This window comes from Agromyces soli (assembly GCF_022811605.1).
Lineage (GTDB): Bacteria > Actinomycetota > Actinomycetes > Actinomycetales > Microbacteriaceae > Agromyces > Agromyces soli.
This window is the reverse complement of the sequence record NZ_CP094533.1, coordinates 39,330-58,063: the sequence shown is the minus strand read 5'-3', so window position 1 is coordinate 58,063 and position 18,734 is coordinate 39,330. Positions and strand designations below refer to the sequence as shown.

The 18,734-nt window shown below is 74.5% G+C and carries 19 protein-coding genes; 6 read left to right on the top strand and 13 right to left on the bottom strand.

Annotated elements, in window-relative coordinates:
* Positions 1-22 precede the first annotated feature (22 nt).
* On the top strand, positions 23-772 hold the full coding sequence (locus tag MTP13_RS00270; RefSeq protein ID WP_243569080.1) for a phosphatase PAP2 family protein: 750 nt from the start codon (positions 23-25) through the stop codon (positions 770-772).
* Here the strand turns inward: MTP13_RS00270 and MTP13_RS00265 are convergent.
* From MTP13_RS00265 to MTP13_RS00250, 4 genes are read right to left on the bottom strand one after another with little or no spacing between them, the layout of a single operon-like run.
* Positions 760-1,257 carry a MogA/MoaB family molybdenum cofactor biosynthesis protein gene (locus MTP13_RS00265; protein ID WP_243569079.1) on the bottom strand — a complete coding sequence of 166 codons (498 nt, stop codon included), beginning with the start codon at positions 1,255-1,257 and terminating at the stop codon, positions 760-762. The two genes, MTP13_RS00270 and MTP13_RS00265, sit on opposite strands and share 13 nt — an antisense overlap.
* Positions 1,254-1,739, bottom strand: a complete 486-nt coding sequence (moaC, locus tag MTP13_RS00260; RefSeq protein ID WP_243569078.1) for a cyclic pyranopterin monophosphate synthase MoaC — start codon at positions 1,737-1,739, stop codon at positions 1,254-1,256. The genes MTP13_RS00265 and moaC overlap by 4 nt, the downstream gene beginning before the upstream one ends.
* Positions 1,732-2,991, bottom strand: a complete 1,260-nt coding sequence (locus MTP13_RS00255) for a molybdopterin molybdotransferase MoeA (RefSeq protein WP_243569077.1) — start codon at positions 2,989-2,991, stop codon at positions 1,732-1,734. The genes moaC and MTP13_RS00255 overlap by 8 nt, the downstream gene beginning before the upstream one ends.
* A 33-nt stretch (positions 2,992-3,024) precedes the next feature.
* A complete protein-coding gene (locus tag MTP13_RS00250; RefSeq protein ID WP_243569076.1) occupies positions 3,025-3,270 on the bottom strand; it encodes a MoaD/ThiS family protein in 246 nt (81 codons plus the stop codon).
* Positions 3,271-3,342: 72 nt separating this feature from the next.
* On the opposite strand from MTP13_RS00250, the gene MTP13_RS00245 reads away from it, so the two are divergent.
* Both MTP13_RS00245 and MTP13_RS00240 read left to right on the top strand, forming a co-directional pair.
* Complete coding sequence (locus MTP13_RS00245; protein ID WP_243569075.1) at positions 3,343-4,491, top strand: ThiF family adenylyltransferase; 1,149 nt, start codon at positions 3,343-3,345, stop codon at positions 4,489-4,491.
* A gap of 113 nt (positions 4,492-4,604) precedes the next feature.
* Entirely contained in the window at positions 4,605-5,048 is a 444-nt protein-coding gene (locus tag MTP13_RS00240; protein WP_243569074.1) for a molybdenum cofactor biosynthesis protein MoaE, read from the top strand.
* Positions 5,049-5,075: 27 nt separating this feature from the next.
* Here the strand turns inward: MTP13_RS00240 and moaA are convergent, their stop codons facing one another.
* Genes moaA through MTP13_RS00215 form a run of 5 tightly spaced genes read right to left on the bottom strand, consistent with a single transcriptional unit; the run spans position 5,076 to position 9,493 of the window.
* Positions 5,076-6,167: a GTP 3',8-cyclase MoaA gene (gene moaA, locus MTP13_RS00235; protein WP_279399747.1), complete on the bottom strand. Its 1,092-nt coding sequence runs from the start codon at positions 6,165-6,167 to the stop codon at positions 5,076-5,078.
* A 50-nt stretch (positions 6,168-6,217) separates the two neighbouring features.
* Positions 6,218-7,372 carry an ABC transporter ATP-binding protein gene (locus MTP13_RS00230; protein ID WP_243569073.1) on the bottom strand — a complete coding sequence of 385 codons (1,155 nt, stop codon included), beginning with the start codon at positions 7,370-7,372 and terminating at the stop codon, positions 6,218-6,220.
* On the bottom strand, positions 7,369-8,199 hold the full coding sequence (locus MTP13_RS00225) for an ABC transporter permease (RefSeq protein ID WP_424221792.1): 831 nt from the start codon (positions 8,197-8,199) through the stop codon (positions 7,369-7,371). Before MTP13_RS00225 ends, MTP13_RS00230 begins: the two co-directional genes overlap by 4 nt.
* Entirely contained in the window at positions 8,196-9,089 is an 894-nt protein-coding gene (gene modA, locus MTP13_RS00220) for a molybdate ABC transporter substrate-binding protein (RefSeq protein WP_341680807.1), read from the bottom strand. The genes MTP13_RS00225 and modA overlap by 4 nt, the downstream gene beginning before the upstream one ends.
* Positions 9,086-9,493: a TOBE domain-containing protein gene (locus tag MTP13_RS00215; protein WP_243569072.1), complete on the bottom strand. Its 408-nt coding sequence runs from the start codon at positions 9,491-9,493 to the stop codon at positions 9,086-9,088. Before MTP13_RS00215 ends, modA begins: the two co-directional genes overlap by 4 nt.
* Positions 9,494-9,740: 247 nt before the next feature.
* On the opposite strand from MTP13_RS00215, the gene MTP13_RS00210 reads away from it, so the two are divergent.
* From MTP13_RS00210 to MTP13_RS00200, 3 genes are all read left to right on the top strand, one after another.
* Entirely contained in the window at positions 9,741-10,271 is a 531-nt protein-coding gene (locus tag MTP13_RS00210; RefSeq protein WP_243569071.1) for a nucleoside deaminase, read from the top strand.
* Between the two features lie 57 nt (positions 10,272-10,328).
* Positions 10,329-11,774 (top strand): NCS2 family permease, encoded by a 1,446-nt coding sequence (locus MTP13_RS00205; protein WP_424221963.1) that lies wholly within the window; start codon positions 10,329-10,331, stop codon positions 11,772-11,774.
* Between the two features lie 181 nt (positions 11,775-11,955).
* Entirely contained in the window at positions 11,956-13,095 is a 1,140-nt protein-coding gene (locus MTP13_RS00200; protein ID WP_243569070.1) for an MFS transporter, read from the top strand.
* A gap of 72 nt (positions 13,096-13,167) precedes the next feature.
* On the opposite strand, the gene MTP13_RS00195 is transcribed toward MTP13_RS00200, so the two are convergent.
* The 4 genes from MTP13_RS00195 to MTP13_RS00180 are packed head-to-tail and all read right to left on the bottom strand — an operon-like array spanning position 13,168 to position 18,712.
* Entirely contained in the window at positions 13,168-13,914 is a 747-nt protein-coding gene (locus MTP13_RS00195) for an SDR family oxidoreductase (protein WP_243569069.1), read from the bottom strand.
* Entirely contained in the window at positions 13,911-14,777 is an 867-nt protein-coding gene (gene xdhC, locus MTP13_RS00190; protein ID WP_243569068.1) for a xanthine dehydrogenase accessory protein XdhC, read from the bottom strand. Before xdhC ends, MTP13_RS00195 begins: the two co-directional genes overlap by 4 nt.
* A gap of 9 nt (positions 14,778-14,786) precedes the next feature.
* Positions 14,787-17,174: a xanthine dehydrogenase molybdopterin binding subunit gene (gene xdhB, locus MTP13_RS00185; RefSeq protein WP_243569067.1), complete on the bottom strand. Its 2,388-nt coding sequence runs from the start codon at positions 17,172-17,174 to the stop codon at positions 14,787-14,789.
* Complete coding sequence (locus MTP13_RS00180) at positions 17,171-18,712, bottom strand: xanthine dehydrogenase small subunit (protein ID WP_243569066.1); 1,542 nt, start codon at positions 18,710-18,712, stop codon at positions 17,171-17,173. The genes xdhB and MTP13_RS00180 overlap by 4 nt, the downstream gene beginning before the upstream one ends.
* Between the last annotated feature and the right edge of the window lie 22 nt (positions 18,713-18,734).

Genomic DNA, 18,734 nt, shown 5'->3' with positions numbered 1-18,734 from the left:
CCCGGGCGGCTAGCGTGGGCGCATGGCCCACGACGAGTCGAGCGACCCCGGACCCGGCCCGGCCGGGGTGCTGCGCAGCACGGACCAGGCGGATGCCCCGGCGGCCCGCCGCCTGCACCGGCGGGTCATCGTCGCCGCGGGGGTCGGCGTCCTGTTGGTGGCGGTGCTCCTCGGCGGCCTGATCGCGGTGCGCAACGGCATCATCGGCGTCGACGAGAGCTGGGCCGGCGAGGTGATCGAGCTGCGCGGCGCGTTCGGCGACGCCGTCGCGTTCACGATGAACCGCCTCGGCGGCGGCGCGATCGGCGTCTTCGTCGTGCCCCTCGGCGGCGCGGTCGTGCTGCTGCTCTGCCGCAGACCCTGGGGTGCCGCGTTCTTCCTGCTGGCCTCGGCGGCGAGCGCGGGCGTGGTGCAGCTGCTGAAGCACCTGTTCGGGCGCGCCCGGCCTGAGGACATGCTGGTCACGAGCGATTTCGGTTCATTCCCGTCGGGGCATGTGGCGAACGCCGCGACGATCGCCGTGGTCGTCGGCATCATCGCGCCGCGGGTCTGGGTGTGGGCGCTCGGCGTCGCGTACACGCTGCTGATGGCGTTCACCCGTACCTACCTCGGGGTGCACTGGCTCACCGACACGATCGCGGGAGCGCTCGTCGGCGTCGGGGTCGCGCTCGTCGTGTGGGCGATCCTCGCCCGTCCGCTCGAGCAGGAGCGGCAGCGCTGGCACCGACGGCGGGATGCCTCGGCCGGCGCCGCCCCGCCTCAGGCGGGGTGATCGCCGCCCGCGAGCTGGTCGAGCACGTGGTCGAGCACCTCGTCGAGCAGTTCGAGCCCGTCGCGCACGCCGCCCGATGAGCCGGGCAGGTTCACCACGAGCGCCCCGGCGGCGATGCCGGCGCGTCCTCGGCTGAGCAGCGCCGTCGGAGTGCTGGCCGCGCCGCGGCGGCGGAGCTCCTCGGCGAAGCCGGTCAGCTCGCGGTCGAGCACGGCGGCGGTCGCCTCGGGCACCGTGTCGCCGGGGGCGATGCCCGTGCCGCCCGTGGAGACGACGACGGCCGGGCTCGTCGCCAGCGCCGTGTCGAGGGCGATCGCGAAGTCCGGACCGTCGGCGACGACGACCGGCCCCTCGACGGCGAAGCCGCGCTCGCGCAGCCACTCGGCGATCACCGGGCCGGTGCGGTCTTCGTAGACGCCGGCCGCGGCCCGCGTGGAGGAGACGATGACGACCGCGTGCGCGCCGTGCCGGCTGCCCGCGCTCACGCGCGGCTCCACTCGCCGCGCTTGCCGCCCGACTTCGCGAGCACGCAGACGTCGGTGATGACGGCCTCGTGGTCGACGGCCTTGATCATGTCGTAGAGGGTGAGGGCCGCGATGCTCGCGGCGGTGAGCGCCTCCATCTCGACGCCGGTCACGCCGTTCGTCGTCGCCGTGGCGACGACGCGCACGCGGTCGCCGGCCGGCTCGAAGTCGACGGCGAGCTTCGTGAGGGGGAGCGGATGGCACAGCGGGATGAGTGCCGAGGTCTGCTTCGCCGCCATGATGCCGGCGATGCGCGCGGTGCCGAGCGCCTCGCCCTTCGGCAGGGTGCCGTCGGCGATGCGGGCGACGACGTCCTCACGGGTGACGAGCACCGCCTGCGCGCTCGCGGTGCGCCGGGTGACGGCCTTGTCGGTCACGTCGACCATGTGCGCCGAGCCGTCGGCGCGCAGGTGCGTGAGGCCGGAAGCGGTCTCGTCAGTCATCGATCCTCCAGACGTCGACGGGCGCGCCGGCCGGGAGCCGGTCGACGCCCACGGGCAGGTGCACGAGCACGGTCGCCTGCGCGTAGGCGTGCAGCAGGTGCGAGCTGGGTGCACCGACCTCGACGGCGCCGTCGCCGTCGACGACGCCGCGGCGCACCTGGTGCTTCGCGAGCGGGGACACCACCTCGTGGGCGAGCGGGAGCGTGGCCCGGTGCCGGTCGGGGGCGAGCCCCTCGAGGCGGCGCAGCACGGGTCGCAGGAAGAGCTCGAAGGAGACGAGCGCGCTCACCGGGTTGCCAGGGAAGGCGACGACCGGGAGGGCGGCCTCGTCGTCGAAGCGCGCCAGTCCGAGCCCCTGGGGGCCGCCGGGCTGGATCGCGACCTTCTCGAAGGCGACGCCGAGCGGGGCGAGCGCCTCCCGCACGACCTCGAAGGCGCCCTCGCTCACGCCGCCGCTCGTCACGACGAGGTCGACGCGGCCCGCGGCATCCGCGATGGCCTCGCGCAGGGACGCGGCGTCGTCGGGGGAGACCGCCTCGACCACCTCGGCGCCGCAGGCGCGCAGCGCTGCGCCGAGCATCGTCGAGTTGGCGTCGTGGATCTGGCCGGGCCGGAGCTCGGCCGCGGGGGGTCGCAGCTCGTGCCCGGTCGAGACGAGCAGCACGCGCAGCCGTCGCCGCACCGGGAACGCCGTCACGCCGGCGGCCGCGAGGGCGCCGAGCTGCGCCGGGCCGAGCCGGGTGCCTGCGGCGAGCAGGAGCGCGCCCGCGGCGACATCGCTGCCCGCCCGGCGGACGAAGGCCCCGGGCTCGACCGGCGCGGCGAAGCCGACCGTCTCCTGCACGGGCGAGTCGTGGCGCGCGCCGGAGATGCCGATGAAGGATGGTGGATCCGCGGCCTCGATGGGCACGACGGCGTCCGCGCCGCGGGGGATGGGCGCGCCGGTCATCACGGGCGAGGCGGTGCCAGGGGCGAGCTCGAAGACGTGGTCGCCCGCGGCGCTCGTCGGGCCGATCGGCAGTCGCACGGGGGAGCCGGGCGCGGCGCCGGCGAGCTCGGCGGCGCGGAGGGCGTAGCCGTCCATCTGCGAGTTGTCGAAGCCGGGCAGCTCGATCGGGCAGACGACGTCGGCGGCCAGCACGCGACCGAGCGCGTCGCCGCCGGAGAGGTTCGCGTGCTCGGCGTCGAGCCGGGACTCGAGCGGGGCGAGCAGCTCGGTGACCGCACGACGGTGTTCGGCGTAGCTGCGCATGCGTTCAGCCTAAACGGCGGATGCCTCGGCGGCTCAGCCGCCGGCGAACGGCGGCAGCAGATCGACCGCGGCGCCGATGGGCGTGGCCGGGTCGCGGCGCACCGTGCCGTCGACGAGGAAGGAGCCGTTGCGGAGCACCCGCTGCATGGGCTCGCCGTAGCGCTCGGCGAGCAGCTCTCGGAGCGCGCCGACGGTCGCCTCGCCGAGCTCCAGCCGCTCCTCCTCGCAGCCCGCGGCGTCAGCGGCGGCCGCGAAGTAGCGCACGGTCACGAGGGTCATGGGCTCGATGCTACCCGAACGGCGGAATCCGGCATCCGCCACGCGGAAAAGCGCCGCGAGTACACTGACCGGATGACCCAGCCGCTCGTCGCGCCAGGCGCGCCGCTCAGCGCCGAGCGCGTGAGCCGGCACAGCCGTCAGCTCATGCTGCCCGGGTACGGCGAGGACGCGCAACGCCGCCTCGCCGCCGCCCGCGTGCTCGTCATCGGCGCCGGCGGCCTCGGCAGCGCCGTCGTGCCCGCGCTCGCGGGCTCTGGCGTCGGCACGATCGGCCTCGCCGACGACGACGACGTCGAGCTCAGCAACCTGCCGAGGCAGCTCAGCCACGGCGTCGCCGACCTCGGCCGCCCGAAGGTCGACTCGCTCGCCGACACGGTCGCGGCGATCGACCCGGAATGCCGGGTCGTGCGTCACCGCGTGCGCCTGACGGCGGCGAACCTGCCCGGCATCCTCGCCGACTACGACCTCGTCGTCGACGGCAGCGACAACTTCCCCACCCGCTACCTTGCGAACGACGCCGCGCACCTCGCCGGCGTGCCGCTCGTGTGGGGCGCGATCCTGCGCTTCCAGGGGCAGCTCGGCGTCGCCTGGCGGGGGCACGGGCCCGGCTACCGCGACCTGTTCCCGACGCCGCCGGCGCCCGGCGAGGTGCCCTCCTGCGAGCTCGGCGGCGTGCTGCCGACGCTCTGCCTCACGATCGGCGCCATGCTCGCGGGCGAGGTGGTGAAGCTCGTCACGGGCATCGGCGAGCCGCTCATCGGGCGGGTGCTGAGCTACGACGCGCTGAGCGGGCGCAGCCGCGAGATCCCCTACGGCGTCGACCCCGACGCCGCCGAGGTCACCGGGCTCGTCGACTACGAGCGCTTCTGCGGGCTGGCTCCCCAGGGCGCCTCCGCGGATGCCCCGACCGCGGCGATCTCGGCCGCGGAACTCCTGCGCCGGCTGCGCGCCGGCGAGCGGTTGCGCCTGCTCGACGTGCGGGAGCCGGCCGAGACGGAGCTCCGGCGCATCGCCGGCAGCGAGCTCGTGCCGCTCGGCGAGCTGCTCGGCGGTGCGGAGCCCGAGGACGCGCCGGGCCCGCTCATCGTGTACTGCGAGCTCGGGGTGCGTTCGGCCCGAGCGGCCGCAGCGCTCGCCGCGCGCGGGCACGTCGACGTCGTCTCCCTCGACGGCGGCCTCGACCGCTTCGCCGCGCTCGGCGCGGAGTACCTCATCCGATGACGCCTTCAGACCCGATGACCCACGCAGACCCGATGACCCACGCAGACCCGATGACCCACGCAGACCCGATGACCCACGCAGACCCGATGAACCGCAGCGGAAGCGAGCCAGCGATGCCCAGTCCCGACCGCACCAGTCCCGACCGCACCGAGCTCTACGCCGTCGTCTCCGAGGCTCCGCTCGACGCCGAGGCCGTGCGCCGGGCGGTCGAGCACGACGCCTCGGGCGCCGTCGTCGTGTTCCACGGGGTCGTGCGCGACCACGATGGCGGCCGGGCCGTGCGCGCGCTCGACTACCGCGGCCACCCCGAGGCGGAGCGCTTCCTCGCCGACTGCGTCCGGCGCATCCGCGAGGAGACGGGCTTCGCGGTCGCCGCGGCCCACCGGGTCGGCGACCTCGTGATCGGCGACGTCGCGCTCGTCGCGGCCGCCGGCGCGGGGCATCGGGCGCAGGCGTTCGACGCGTGCGAGCGCCTCGTCGAACTCGTGAAGCAGGAGGTGCCGATCTGGAAGCGGCAGCACTTCGACGACGGCGTCTCGGAGTGGGTCGGCCTGTAGCAGCGCCCCGGCGAACGCGGCCGCGCCTCAGCCGCCGATGTAGCTCATCTCGATCTTCTGCCGGGCGGCCCGCAGCTCGGGGGTGAGGGTCGCCCGCAGCTCGGAGTAGCGGTCGTCGCGCGCGCCCCAGATCGCGCCCATCGCCCGGGCGAGCTCGGCGTCGTCGGCCCCGCCGCGGAGGAGGGCCCGCAGATCGTGGCCCTCGCTCGCGAAGAGGCAGGTGAACAGACGCCCCTCGGTCGAGATCCTGGCGCGGTTGCAGGTGCCGCAGAACGCGTTCGTCACACTCGAGATGACGCCGATCTCGCCCTCGCCGTCGGCGTAGCGCCAGCGCGCCGCCGTCTCGCCTGGGGCGGAGCGCCCGACGGCCACGAGCGGCAGCTCGGCGCCGATCCGTTCGACGATCTCTGCGGACGGGACGACCTCGGCGAGGTCCCAGCCGTTCGAGGTTCCGACGTCCATGTACTCGATGAAGCGCAGCGTGTACGGGGTGCCCTTGAAGTGCCTGGCCATGGCGACGACCTCGTCGTCGTTCAGCCCGCGCTTGACGACCATGTTCAGCTTGATCGGGCCGAGCCCCGCCTCGTGGGCGGCGTCGATGCCGGCGAGCACCCGCGCCACCGGGAAGCGCACGTCGTTCATCTCCTGGAACTTGGCATCGTCGAGCGAGTCGAGCGAGACCGTGACCCGGGTGAGCCCGGCGTCCCGGAGGGCGCCGGCCTTCACCGCGAGGGCGGCGCCGTTGGTGGTGAGCGCGAGCTCGAGCGGCCGCCCGTCGGGCGTGCGCAGCTCGGCGAGCCGGGCCACGAGCTCCTCGACGCCCCGGCGCAGCAGCGGCTCGCCGCCGGTCAGCCGGAGCTTCTCGACGCCGTGCGCGGCGGCCACCCGGGCGATCCGCACGATCTCGTCGAAGCTCAGCAGCTCGTCGCGGTCGAGGAAGGCGTAGTCGCGGCCGAATACGGCCTTCGGCATGCAGTAGACGCAGCGGAAGTTGCAGCGATCGGTGATCGAGATGCGCAGGTCCCGCATGGGGCGGCCGAGCCGATCGGGCAGCTCGCCGGAGGCCGGCAGCCGCCTGGCTCCGCCCGTCCCGGCTCGCGCCGGCGTCGAGATCGTCATCGTCACCCCCTCGTGGGCGTCTACCGTAACACCGCCCCGGGAGCGCGCCGTCAGCCGAGCGGGCGCACCGACACGTCGGCGGGCTCGATCCGGAACGCGAGGGCCGCGCCCGCTTCGAGGTCCAGCGCGACGGCCGCGGCGGTCGGCACGTCGACGGCGACGCCCGGCTGTTCGGCGGTGACGATGCGCACGCCGCCGCCCGTGGGTTCGAGGCTCGCGACGGTGCCGGACCAGTGGTTCGCGCTGGGCTCACCGGCCGCCGCAGCCCCGCCCGCCGGGGCCCCCGCGTCCGCGGCCCGCACGTGCACCGAGCCCGGCGCGAACACGGCGGAGGCCGGCGCCCCGGTGACGAGCCCGGCCGGTTCCGCCGCGCGCAGCACGAGGCCGCCGTCGCTGCGCACCGTCGCGGCGTCGAGCGCGACGCCCTCGACGAGGTCCACGCCCGCGAGGGCGGCGATGAACGGCGTCCGCGGATGCCCGAGCACGCGGGCGATCGGCCCCTCGTCGACGATGCGACCGGCCTGCAGGATGGCGGCGCGGCCCGCGAGCACGAGCGCATCGAGCGGATCGTGGGTGACGAGCAGCATCGGGATGCCGAGGGCCGCCCGATGCTCGCGGACGAGCCGCCGCATGCCCGCCGCCGCCTCGACGTCGAGCGCCGCGAACGGCTCGTCGAGGAGCAGCGCCGCCGGCCTCGCCGCGAGCGTGCGGGCGAGTGCGACGCGCTGCTGCTGGCCCCCGGACAGCTCGGCCGGCCGACGGCGCTCGAAGCCGGCGAGGCCGACCCGCTCGAGCCATCCGGCCGCCTCGGCGCGGGCGTCCCGGCGACCGGCGCCCTGCGCGCGCGGGCCGAAGGCGACGTTCTCGAGCGCGCTGAGGTGCGGGAACAGCAGCGCCTGCTGGCCGAGCAGGCCGATGCGGCGGGCCGCGAGCGGCACCTCGCCAGCGCCGGCGCCGCCGAGGAGGCGCCCGCCCACCCGCACCTCGCCGCGGTCGACCGGCACGTGCCCCGCGATCGCGGCGAGCAGCGTCGACTTGCCCGAGCCGTTCGGGCCGAGCACGGCGAGCACCTCGTCGGGACCGACCGCGACGGCGGCGTCCAGGCGGAAGCCGCCGCGCTCCACCTCGAGCTCGGCGACGAGCCCGGCGTCCGGGGCCGCCCCGGCAGCCGAGGCATCCGTCCGGCGCTCCGCTGCGGCGCTCATCGCGGGGCGTCCGCTCGCCAGCCGCGCATCAGCACGAGCACCGCGATCGCCACGGCGATGAGCATGAGCGACAGGGCGATCGCCGTGTCCTCGCTGACCCCGGCGCCGTTGAAGGCCGTGTAGATCGCGAGCGGCATCGTGCGCGTCGTACCGGCCGCGTTGCCGGCGAAGAGGGCGGTCGCGCCGAACTCGCCGAGCGCCCGGGCGAAGCAGAGCACGGCGCCGGCGAGGAGGCCGGGGGCGACGAGGGGCAGGGTGATCCGCCGGAAGACGGTGAAGCGGCCGGCGCCGAGGCCCGCGGCGACGCCCTCGAAACGGGTGCCGGCGGTGCGCAGCGCGCCCTCGACGGAGATCACGAGGAAGGGCAGGGCGACGAAGACCTGGGCGATGACGACGGCGGCGGTCGTGAAGGGGATGCGGATGCCCCAGACGGCGAGCACCTCGCCGAAGAGCCCGGTGCGGCCGAGGAGCGAGAGCAGGGCGATGCCGCCGACGAGCGGGGGCAGCACGAGCGGCAGGGTCACGAGCGTGCGCAGTGCGGCGGCGGTGCCGCGACCGCTGCGGGCGATGACGAGCGCGAGCGGGACGCCGAGCACGATGCAGGCGAGCGTCGCCCAGCTCGCGGTCGCGAGGGAGAGCCCGAGCGCCTGCAGCGCCTCGGGGGAGGTGATGGCCGCGGGGACGCCCGCCCAGTCGAGCCGCACGAGCAGCGCCGCGAGCGGCAGCAGCAGCACGGCGGCGCCGAGACCGGCCGGCAGGTACAGCCAGCCGGGGAAGCGCCCCGCGACGGCGATGCCGCCGCGGGGCGCGTGCACGACTCGGGTCACGGCGCTCCGAAGCCGAAGGAGGCGAGCACCTGCTGGCCGGCCTTCGAGGTGACGAACGCCACGAAGGCGGCCGCCGCCTCCGGGTTCGGTGCAGCGCTGAGCGCGGTCAGCGGGTAGACGTTGGTCGCGTCGGCGGCGTTCGCGATCTCGACGCCCTCGACCGCGTCGCCCGCGGCCTTCACGTCGGTGACGTAGACGAGCCCCGCATCGGCCTCGCCGGACTTCACCTTGGTGAGCACGGCGGTGACGTTCTGCTCCTCGCTCGCGGGGGTCAGCGTGAGGCCGGCGGCCTGGATGAGCGTCTGCGAGGCGGCGCCGCAGGGCACCTCGGGCGCGCAGAGCACGACCGTCGCCGGCCGGCCGTCGGCGGTCGTCGTGGCGCCGTCGGCGAGGGCGTCGAGCCCCTCGATGCCGAGCGGGTTGCCGGGGGCGACCACGATCTCGAGCACGTTCGTGGCGAAGTCGTCGGCGGACTCGGCGAGGCCGGCGTCCAGCACCTTCGCCATGTTCTTCTCGTCGGCCGAGGCGAAGACGTCGGCGGGCGCGCCCTCGATGAGCTGCGTGGCGAGCACGGAGGAGCCGTCGTAGGTGATGGGCACGACGTCGAGATCCGGGTGCTCGGTCTCGAACTGCGCGGCGAGCTCGTCGAAGGCGCCGCTGAGCGAGGCGGCGGCGTAGATCGTGAGCTCGCCGGTCAGAGCGGGTTCGTCGGCGCCGGCGCGCTCGGTGGGGCTCGGGGCGGGCTGCCCTCCCGCGGCGCAGCCGGCCAGGAGAACGGCGGCGGCGATGGCGACGCCGAGGCCCGCGCCGACGCGACGCGGACGGCTGCGGGCAGGGGCGGAGCTGACGGTGCTGCGGGTGCTGCGGGACGTGCGGTGCTGCAGGGTCACGACGAGGGATCCTCTTCCGTCTCGATGATGACCGTGGTCGCCTTGACCACGGCCACGCCGCGCGAACCGATCTCGAGCTCCATCTCGCGGGCGGCCTCGGCCGACATGAGGGAGACGACCCGGTTCGGGCCGCACTGCAGCTCGACCTGGGCCATCAGTCCGGCGATCTCGACCTTGGTGACGAGACCGACGAAGCGGTTGCGGGCGCTACGGCGCACATGGGACCGGTCGGTGATGGTCGCCGCGATGGCCTGCGCCCTCGCGGCGAGCTCGCGACCGGGCACGACCTGGCGGCCGGCGTCGTCCTTCGAGACGCTCAGCAGCCCGTCCTGCACCCACCGCCGAACGGTGTCGTCGCTCACGCCGAGGAGATCGGCGGCCTCACTGATCCGATATTGCGCCATAGCAGTGACAATACTTCCGCATCTGCGGAAGTGCAATCAACTTTTCCGTATTTCAGAATCAAACTTCCAAAAACGTGTAGACCCCGGGATTGGTGGCTGTTAGCCTCGACCAGTCGCCGAGCCGCCACGAAGCCGCCCGGCGCGAAAGCCCAGCAGACCCGAACGGATCGACGACGATCACGCCGGCGCCGAACAGACGCCGCGGACCCAGACGCCCGGTCGGACTCCGAGAGCAAGGATGCTTTTCATGGAATCGCTCGGTACCACCACCACGGCCGGCACGGCGCCCGACGGCGCAGAGCCGACGCCCGCCCAGTACCTCGCCCGAGCCGTCGCGCTCGCCACCGAGAACGTGCGCCGCTCCGGCGGCCCGTTCGGCGCGATCGTCGTCACCGCCGACGGACGGGTCTTCGAGGGCGTCAACCGGGTCACGGCGAACCTCGACCCCACCGCCCACGCCGAGGTCTCGGCCATCCGCGCCGCCTGCCAGGGGATCGGCGACTTCGACCTCTCCGGCGCCGTGCTCTACACGAGCTGCGAGCCCTGCCCGATGTGCCTCGCCTCCTCGCTCTGGGCCCGCATCGACCGCGTCTACTTCGCGGCGAGCCGCCACGACGCGGCCGATGCCGGCTTCGACGACGCGGTCTTCTACCGCTACTTCGAGGGCGACGACTCCGACCGCGCCGTCATGCCGGTCGCCGACATCGAGCTGCCGCCCGCCGAGCGGGTCGCCCCCTTCACCGAGTGGCAGCACACCGCCACCCGCATCGAGTACTGAGCGGAGACGGACGTGACCCAGCACACCGACAGCACCGCGACGCCCATCCCCGACCCGCTGCCCACCGGCGCGACCACCACGGTCGACGGCGAGCCGAAGAACGCGATCGACCGCTTCTTCGAGATCACCCGGCGCGGCTCCACGTTCGGGCGCGAGATCCGAGGCGGCATCGTCACCTTCGTGACGATGGCGTACATCGTCATCCTGAACCCGCTGATCCTCGGCGGCACCGAGGACGTCGCGGGCAATGCCCTCGACGCCGCCCAGATCGGCGCGGCGACCGGCCTCACCGCCGGCCTCATGACGATCTTGTTCGGCGTCTTCGCCCGGCTGCCCTTCGCGCTCGCGGCGGGCCTCGGCATCAACTCCTTCCTCGCCGTCTCGGTCGTGGGCCAGGTCACCTGGCCGGAGGCGATGGGCCTCGTCGTGATCAACGGCATCATCATCGTGCTGCTCGGCGCCACCGGCGCGCGGACGGCGATCTTCCGCGCGGTGCCGCAGGCGCTCAAGGCCGCGATCACGGTCGGCATCGGTCTGTTCATCGCCTTCATCGGCTTCGTCGACTCCGGCTTCGTGAACCGCACCCCCGGCGGCCCGCCCGTGCAGCTCGGCGACGCCGGCTCGATCACCTCGGTGCCGACGCTCATCTTCCTGCTCGGCCTCGTGCTGATCGGCATCCTCGTCGCGCGCCGCGTGCCCGGCGGCATCCTGATCGGCATCGTCGTGACCACCATCGTCGCGATCATCGCCCAGGCGCTGCTGAAGCTCGGCCCCTCCTTCGAGGACCCGAACGGCTGGCACATGACGATCCCCGAGCTGCCGACCGCGCTGTTCACCGTGCCCGACTTCGGGCTCGTCGGGCAGTTCGACCTCTTCGGCTCCTTCGGCCGCATCGGCGCGCTGTCGGCGACGATGCTCATCTTCACCCTCGTGTTCTCGAACTTCTTCGACGCGATGGGCACGATGACCGGGCTCGCGAAGAACGCCGGGCTCGCGCACAAGGACGGCACCTTCCCGCGGCTGCGGGCGGCGTTCATCGTCGAGGGCGCCGGCGCGATCGCGGGCGGTGCGACCTCCACCTCCTCGAACACGGTCTACGTCGACAGTGCCTCGGGCATCGGCGAGGGCGCCCGCACCGGGCTCGCCTCGATCGTCGTCGGTGTGCTGTTCCTGCTCTCCATGTTCCTCACCCCGCTCACCCTCGTCGTGCCGATCGAGGTCGGCTCCGCCGCGCTCGTCGTGGTCGGCGCGATGATGATGGGGCAGATCCGCGAGATCAAGTTCGACAAGTTCGCGATCGCCCTGCCCGCCTTCCTCACGATCGTGACGATGCCGCTCACGTACTCGATCGCGAACGGCATCGGCGTGGGATTCATCTCCTGGGCGCTCGTGAACGCGGCGTCCGGCCGGGCGCGCAAGGTGCACTGGCTGATGTGGATCGTCGCGGCCGGCTTCGCGCTGTACTTCGTGCGCGGGCCGATCGAGAGCCTCATCGCCGGCTGAGCCGCTCCATCGACGCGCCCCGGTCGGCACTGCGCCGACCGGGGCGCGGTCGCGTCCAGCGCGGCGCGCGCCCGCGGCGTCACACGGGCTGCGGCCGTGGTGGGATGGATCGGAAGGGAACGGTGAAGAGGACTTGACGACGAACGGACCGGGCGCAGGATCGGTATGGCGGGCGCCCGGGATGCCCGCACTCATCACGATGACGGCCCTCGGCTTCTCCGGCTTCGCCGTGCTGATGCCGGTCGCGCCGCTCTGGGCGGTGTCCGGCGGCGCCGACGTCGCGGGCGCCGGGCTCGTCACGGGCGTGCTGATGCTCGCGACCGTGGCCGGGCAGACGATGGTGCCGGCGGCCCTCCGCCGCTTCGGCTGGGCGCCCGTGCTCGTCGTGGGGCTGCTGCTCCTCGGCCTCCCCGCCCCGGCGATGCTCGCCTCGGCGGAGCTCCCCGTCATCCTCGCCTGGTCGGCCGTGCGCGGCCTCGGCTTCGCCGTACTGACGGTCGCCGGCGGCAGCGCCGTGCCCGAGCTCATCGAACCGGCCCGCCGCGGTCGGGCGATCGGCGCCTGGGGGCTCGCGATCGCGGGACCCCAGCTCGTGCTGCTGCCGCTCGCGCCCTGGGTCGCCGAGCACCTCGGCTACGCCCCGGTGTTCGTCGTCGCGGCGCTGCCCGTGCTCGGCATCCCCGCCGCGCTCCGCCTCGCCAAGCACCTCGCCGCGAAGCCGCCGCACCCGGCGGAGCACGCGCACGCCTCGCACGGCCCGCTCGCCGCGGCGGCCGTGCTGTTCCGCCCGGTCGCGCTGCTGCTCGCCGTCACCGTCGCCGGCGGCGCGCTGATCACCTTCCTGCCCCAGCTCGCCGGCGACCAGCTGCTCGCGGCCGCCGCACTGCTGCTGCTCACCGGCCTCGCGGCGCTCTCGCGCTGGCTCATCGGCGGGCCGGCCGACCGCTTCGGCGCCCGACCGCTGCTCTGGCCGCTCGTGATCGCGACGGCCGCGGGCCTCGCGATCACCGCCTGGGGCGTCGTGGATGCCTCGGCGCCCGCCGACTGGGCCCTGCTCATCGGCGCGGCCCTGGTCGGCCTCGGCTACGGCGGACTGCAGAACCTCACGCTGGGGGAGGCCTTCGCCGCCGTCGGGCCGCGCGACACCCTGCTCGCGAGCATGGTGTGGAACATCGGCTTCGACGCGGGCACCGGCTTCGGCGCCGTGCTCGTCGGCACGATCGCGGCGGGCTTCTCGTTCCCCGTCGCGTTCCTCTGCGCCGCGGCGCTGTCGCTCGCGACGCTCCCGCTCGCGATCATGCGGGGGCGCCGGCTGAGCTGAGGGGCGGATGCCTCGGCGCCGGCCATGCCGGCCCGCTCAGCCCGCCCCGTGCGCTCCGTCCACCTCGTTCGCTCAGCCGCGGCCGATGAACGGCATGCCCGCCGCGGTCGCCGTGAGCTGCGGCACGCTCACCGAGAGCGGCAGCTCGGCGAGGGCGAGGAAGAGCCGAGCGACGTCGTCCGCCGCCATCGTCGGCTCGACGAGGCGTCGGCCGTCGGCCTGCAGCGCGCCGTCGCCGACGAGGCCGTCGACGAGCTCGGTGCGGGCGTTCCCGAGGTCGAGCTCGGTGCAGGTGATGCCGTGCGCCCGGCCGTCGAGCTCGATCGACTTCGAGAGCCCGGCGATCGCGTGCTTCGTCGTCGTGTACGCGGCCGAGCGGGGCCTGGGCACCTGGGCCGAGACGGAGCCGTTGTTCACGATGCGGCCGCCGGGCGGATGCTGCGCCGCCATCCGGCGGAACGCCGCGCCCGCGCAGCGCACCGCCGCGGTCACGTTCAGGGCGAGCGTCGCCGCCCACTCCGCCTCGTCCAGCGCGCCGACGTCGGCGCTGGGGCCGAACGTGCCGGCGTTGTTGAACAGCAGGTCGAGCCGGCCGAAGCGCTCGTCGTGCCGGGCGAAGAGTCGCCCGACGTCATCCGCGTCGGTGACGTCGGCGGGCACGACGAGCGCCGTGCCGAAGCCGGCGGCGGTCTCCTCGAGCGGCGCCCGGCGGCGCCCGGCGAGCGTCACGTTCCAGCCCGCGTCGAGGAGCGCGCGGGCGCAGGCGCGGCCGATGCCGCTGCCCGCGCCCGTGACGAGGGCCGAGCGGACGCCGCTCACCCCGCGTCCGCCTCTACTTCGTCGGCCTCCGCCTCGTCGGCCGTGCCCTCCGCGGCCTCGATGAGCTGCAGCACCCGCGCGGCGACGCTCACGGCGATCGCGGCGGGCAGCTTCGAGCCGATCCCGTCGATGCCGATCGGCGTGGTCACGCGCGCGAGGGCCTCGTCGTCGTGACCGAGTTCGTGGAGCTTGCCACGGAACCGCGCCCACTTGGAGCGCGAGCCGATGAGGCCGATCGAGCCGAGCCCGGGGGTGCGCAGCGCGGTCTCGACGATCGCGAGGTCCTCGACATGGTCGTGGGTCATCACGAGCACGTGCGCGCCGGGCGGCAGCTCGGCGAGCGCGGCCTCGGGCACGGGCGCGTGGTGCACCCGCACCTCGGCGACGGCGTCGCCGAGCGGACCGGTGCGGCCGGGCTCGCCGAGCCGGTCGGCGGCGAGCATCTCGGGACGGGAGTCCACGAGGTGGAGCTCGAGCGGATGCCTCGCCAGCACCCGGGCGAGCTCGAGGCCGACGTGGCCGATGCCGAAGACGGCGACCGCCGGCACCGTGCGCACGGGTTCCAAGAGCATCGTGACCTCTCCTCCGCAGCACTGCACGCCGTACTCGGCGTTCGCCTTGTCGCTCAGGGTGAGCGTGAGCAGCTCGGGCTCGGCCACGCCCGCGGCGAGGAGCTCCCGGGCGCGCCGGACGGCGGTCGCCTCGAGGTTGCCGCCGCCGACGGTGCCGAAGAGCCCGTCGGCGGAGACGACCATCTTCGCGCCGCCGTTGCGGGGCGCGTGCCCGCGGACCATCGCCATGGTGACGATGACCGCGGGCGTCCGCGCCTCGCGGAGCCGCTGCAGCGCGTCCAGCCAGTCCATCCGGGTCCGTCAGTCCGCGCCGACGAGCTCGCGCGAGGCATCCGTCTGCGCGACGGCCTCGGCGGGAGCGCCGGCGGCCCGGGCCGCCTCGACCGCCCAGTACACGGCCTCCGGCGTCGCGGGCGAGGCGAGCTCGACCGCCCGGCCGCCGGGGCCGAAGGCGGCGACGGCCTCGCGCAGCGCCTCCCGGGCGCTGAAGGCGAGCATGAAGGGCGGCTCGCCGACGGCCTTCGAACCGTAGACGGCGCCCTCCTCGCGGGCGTCCTCGAAGAGCCGCACGTTGAACACCTCGGGCATCTCCGAGAAGCTCGGCAGCTTGTACGTCGAGGCCGACTGGGTGAGCAGGCGCCCGCGCGCGGGCCCGTCGCTCTCGTCCCAGCGCAGCTCCTCGAGCGTCAGCCAGCCGACGCCCTGCACGTACGCGCCCTCGATCTGCCCGATGTCGAGCATGGGCGAGAGCGAGTCGCCCACGTCGTGCACGATGTCGACCCGGCGCACCCGGTAGGCGCCCGTGAAGCCGTCGACCTCGACCTCGCTCGCGGCCGCGCCGTAGGCGAAGTACTTGAACGGCGAGCCCTGCATGACATCGGGGTTCCAGTGCAGGCCCTCGGTGCGGTAGTAGCCGGCCGCCCAGAGCTGCACCCGCTGCAGGTAGGCCGCCTCGGCGACCTCGGCGAAGCTCAGCCGCTGCTCGCGGTTGCCGAGGCCCGTGACGACGCCGCCCGAGAAGCGCACGTCGCGCTCGTCCACGCCGAGGAGGCGCCCGGCGACCTTCGCCATCCGCTCCCGGATCTGTTCGCACGCGTTCTTCACCGCGCCGCCGTTGAGATCGGCACCGGAGCTCGCCGCGGTCGCGGAGGTGTTCGGCACCTTGTCCGTGCGGGTGGGCGCGAGCCGCACCTGGTGCAGCTCGAGACCGAGCGCCGTCGCGGCGACCTGCAGCATCTTCGTGTGCAGGCCCTGGCCCATCTCGGTGCCGCCGTGGTTGATCAGCACCGAGCCGTCCTTGTAGACGTGCACGAGCGCGCCCGCCTGGTTGAAGGCCGCGAAGTTGAACGAGATGCCGAACTTGATGGGGGTGATCGCGAGCGCGCGCTTGCGGTCCTCGTGGGCGGCGTTGAAGGCGGCGATCTCCGCCCGGCGGGCGTCGAAGTCGCTCTCGGCCTTGAGCTCGGTCCAGATGCGGGGCATCCGCTCGGCGTCCTTCACCGTCTGGCCGTAGGGCGTGGCCTGGCCGGGCCGGTAGAAGTTCTGCTCGCGGAGCGTCGCCGCCTCGATGCCGAGCTCGGGCGCGACCCGGCCGAGGATGTCCTCGATGAGGAAGACGCCCTGCGGCCCGCCGAAGCCGCGGAACGCGGTCTGCGAGGTCTTGTTCGTCTTCGCGATGCGGCCGTGCGCGTGCACGTTCGGGATCCAGTAGGCGTTGTCGAGGTGGCAGAGCGCGCGGCCGAGCACGGGCTCGGAGAGGTCGAGGCTCCAGCCGCCGTCGGCCGTGAGGGTGGCCTCGAGCGCCTGGATGAAGCCGTCCTCGCTGAAGCCCGCCCGCCACTCGATGTGGAAGGGGTGGCGCTTGCCGGTCATCGTGAGGTCCTGTGTGCGGTTCAGCCGAAGCCGCACCGGGCGGCCGGTGAGCTTCGCGCCGAGCGCGGCGATCGCGGCGAGCCCGTGCGGCTGCATCTCCTTGCCGCCGAAGCCGCCGCCCATGCGCAACTGCTGCACGGTGACCTCGTTCGAGGGCACGCCGAGCACATGCGCGACGATCTCCTGCGTCTCGGAGGGATGCTGCGTCGAGCACTGCACGAAGTACTGGCCCTCGGAGTCGCGGATCGCGTACGAGGCCTGCGTCTCGAGGTAGAAGTGCTCCTGACCGCCGAACTCGGTGACCCCTGTGAAGACGCGCGGGGCGTCGGCGAGGGCGGCGGCGGCGTCGCCGCGGGCGACCGTGCGGGCGATGCCCTGGTAGGACTCGGCCGCGATGGCGTCGCGCACCGTGATGAGCGAGGGCAGCGGCTCGTACTCGACCCGCACGGCGGCGGCGCCGAGGCGGGCGGCCTCGGGCGTCTCACCAAGCACCCAGACGAGGGCGTGGCCGAGGAACATCGCCTCGCTCGGGAACAGCGGCTCGTCGTGCTTGATGCCCGCGTCGTTCAGGCCGGGCACGTCGGCGGCGGTGAGCACGCGCACGACCCCGGGCACCTCGTAGGCCGGCGCGACGTCGACCGCGACGCGCGCGTGCGCGTTCGTCGACTGCACCGGCCAGGCCGTGAGCACGCCGTGGTCCCGGGCGGCGAGGTCGTCGGTGTACATCGCCGCGCCGGTGACGTGCAGCGCGGCGCTCTCGTGCGCGGCGCGGAGGCCGACGACCGGGTCGGCGGGGCGGTCGGCGAGGGCGCTCATGCCGGGACCTCCGTCCGGATGCCGCGACTGGAGCCGCGGGAGGTGGCGTACAGCTTCAGGAGGGCGGTGCCCAGCATGGCGCTGCGGTAGTCGGCGCTCGCCCGGTGGTCGCTCATGGGGGTGCCCGTCTCGCGGAGCACCGCGGAGGCGGCGCGCACCGTGCTGAGGTCCCAGGGCTTGCCGACGAGGGCCTGCTCGGCCTCGTAGGCGCGGAGCGGGGTGGCGGCGACGCCGCCGAGGCCGATGCGGGCGGCCGTGACGACGCCCGCGTCGTCGACGTCGAGCGCGAACGCGACGGCGACGCTCGAGATGTCGTCGAAGCGGCGCTTGGCGATCTTGTGGAACGCGGTGAGCCCGGCGAGGGGCAGCGGGATGCGGATGGCCCGGATGAGCTCGCCCGTCTCGCGCACCGTCTGCCGGTAGCCGGTGAAGTACTCGGCGAGCTCGACCTCGCGCTCGAGGACCGCGCCCGTCTCGTCCGCCTTCGCCAGCACGACGCGGGCGCCGAGCGCGAGGAGGGCGGGCGGGGTGTCGCCGATGGGCGAGCCGGTGCCGAGGTTGCCGCCGATGGTGCCGCGGTTGCGGATCAGCCGGGAGGCGAACTGCGGGAAGAGCTGCGCGAGCAGCGGCACCCGGCCGTCGAGGCGGCGCTCGACGTCCGAGAGCGGCAGCGCCGCGCCGATCTCGACGACGTCCTCGCCGAGGTACAGCGTGCGCAGCTCCTCGAGCTGCTCGATGGCGACGACGAGCGGCGCGCGGCGGCCGCGGAGGTTCACCTCGACGCCCCAGTCGGTCGAGCCGGCCACGAGCAGGGCGTCGGGCTCGTCGCGGAGGATCGCCAGCGTCTCGGCGAGCGAGGCGGGACGGACGAAGCGGTCGCCCTCGTGGGCGTAGTCGGTGGGGACGGCCACGGGCGCGGGCCGCTCGCGGCGCTCGGCGAGCGGGTCGCCGGCCTCGGGGAAGCCGAGCGTGTACGCGGCATCGCGGATGGGCCGGTACCCGGTGCAGCGGCAGAGGTTGCCGCTCAGCGAGTGCAGATCGAAGCCGTTCGGGCCGTGCTCGGCGTCGGCGGCGCTCTCGGGGTCGTCGGGGGCGGCGGCGCTCGGGGCGTCGTCGTGCACCGGGCAGGGCTCGGCCGAGGCATCCTGCGCGACACGGTCGGCGCGATAGAACTCGCCGGCCATGCTGCAGGCGAAGCCCGGGGTGCAGTAGCCGCACTGGGAGCCGCCGGCTTCGGCGAGCTTCTCCTGCACGGGGTGCAGGGCCTCGGGGGAGCCGAGGCCCTCGGCGGTCACGAGCTCCTGGCCCGAGAGTGCGTGCACGGGCACCAGGCAGGCGTTCACGGCGGTCCAGGCGGTGCCGCCGTCGTCGGCGGGCGTCGCGAGCAGCATCGCGCAGGCGCCGCACTCGCCTTCGGCGCAGCCCTCCTTGCTGCCGGTGAGGCCGGTGTCGCGCAGCCAGTCGAGGGCGGTCGCGTGGGTGGGGACGCCGTCGAGCGGGCGGGAGCGCCCGTTGACGGTCACGGCGTGGTGTTCCATGTCGAAACTCCTCGGGTCCGGC

Bases quoted from the DNA above. Each gene is read 5' to 3' on its own strand.
- MTP13_RS00270 (WP_243569080.1), top strand. From the start codon at position 23: ATGGCCCACGACGAGTCGAGCGACCCCGGACCCGGCCCGGCCGGGGTG.
- moaC (WP_243569078.1), bottom strand. From the start codon at position 1,739: ATGACTGACGAGACCGCTTCCGGCCTCACGCACCTGCGCGCCGACGGC.
- MTP13_RS00255 (WP_243569077.1), bottom strand. From the start codon at position 2,991: ATGCGCAGCTACGCCGAACACCGTCGTGCGGTCACCGAGCTGCTCGCC.
- MTP13_RS00250 (WP_243569076.1), bottom strand. From the start codon at position 3,270: ATGACCCTCGTGACCGTGCGCTACTTCGCGGCCGCCGCTGACGCCGCG.
- MTP13_RS00245 (WP_243569075.1), top strand. From the start codon at position 3,343: ATGACCCAGCCGCTCGTCGCGCCAGGCGCGCCGCTCAGCGCCGAGCGC.
- MTP13_RS00240 (WP_243569074.1), top strand. From the start codon at position 4,605: ATGCCCAGTCCCGACCGCACCAGTCCCGACCGCACCGAGCTCTACGCC.
- moaA (WP_279399747.1), bottom strand. From the start codon at position 6,167: ATGACGATCTCGACGCCGGCGCGAGCCGGGACGGGCGGAGCCAGGCGG.
- MTP13_RS00230 (WP_243569073.1), bottom strand. From the start codon at position 7,372: ATGAGCGCCGCAGCGGAGCGCCGGACGGATGCCTCGGCTGCCGGGGCG.
- MTP13_RS00215 (WP_243569072.1), bottom strand. From the start codon at position 9,493: ATGGCGCAATATCGGATCAGTGAGGCCGCCGATCTCCTCGGCGTGAGC.
- MTP13_RS00210 (WP_243569071.1), top strand. From the start codon at position 9,741: ATGGAATCGCTCGGTACCACCACCACGGCCGGCACGGCGCCCGACGGC.
- MTP13_RS00200 (WP_243569070.1), top strand. From the start codon at position 11,956: ATGCCCGCACTCATCACGATGACGGCCCTCGGCTTCTCCGGCTTCGCC.
- xdhC (WP_243569068.1), bottom strand. From the start codon at position 14,777: ATGGACTGGCTGGACGCGCTGCAGCGGCTCCGCGAGGCGCGGACGCCC.
- xdhB (WP_243569067.1), bottom strand. From the start codon at position 17,174: ATGAGCGCCCTCGCCGACCGCCCCGCCGACCCGGTCGTCGGCCTCCGC.
- MTP13_RS00180 (WP_243569066.1), bottom strand. From the start codon at position 18,712: ATGGAACACCACGCCGTGACCGTCAACGGGCGCTCCCGCCCGCTCGAC.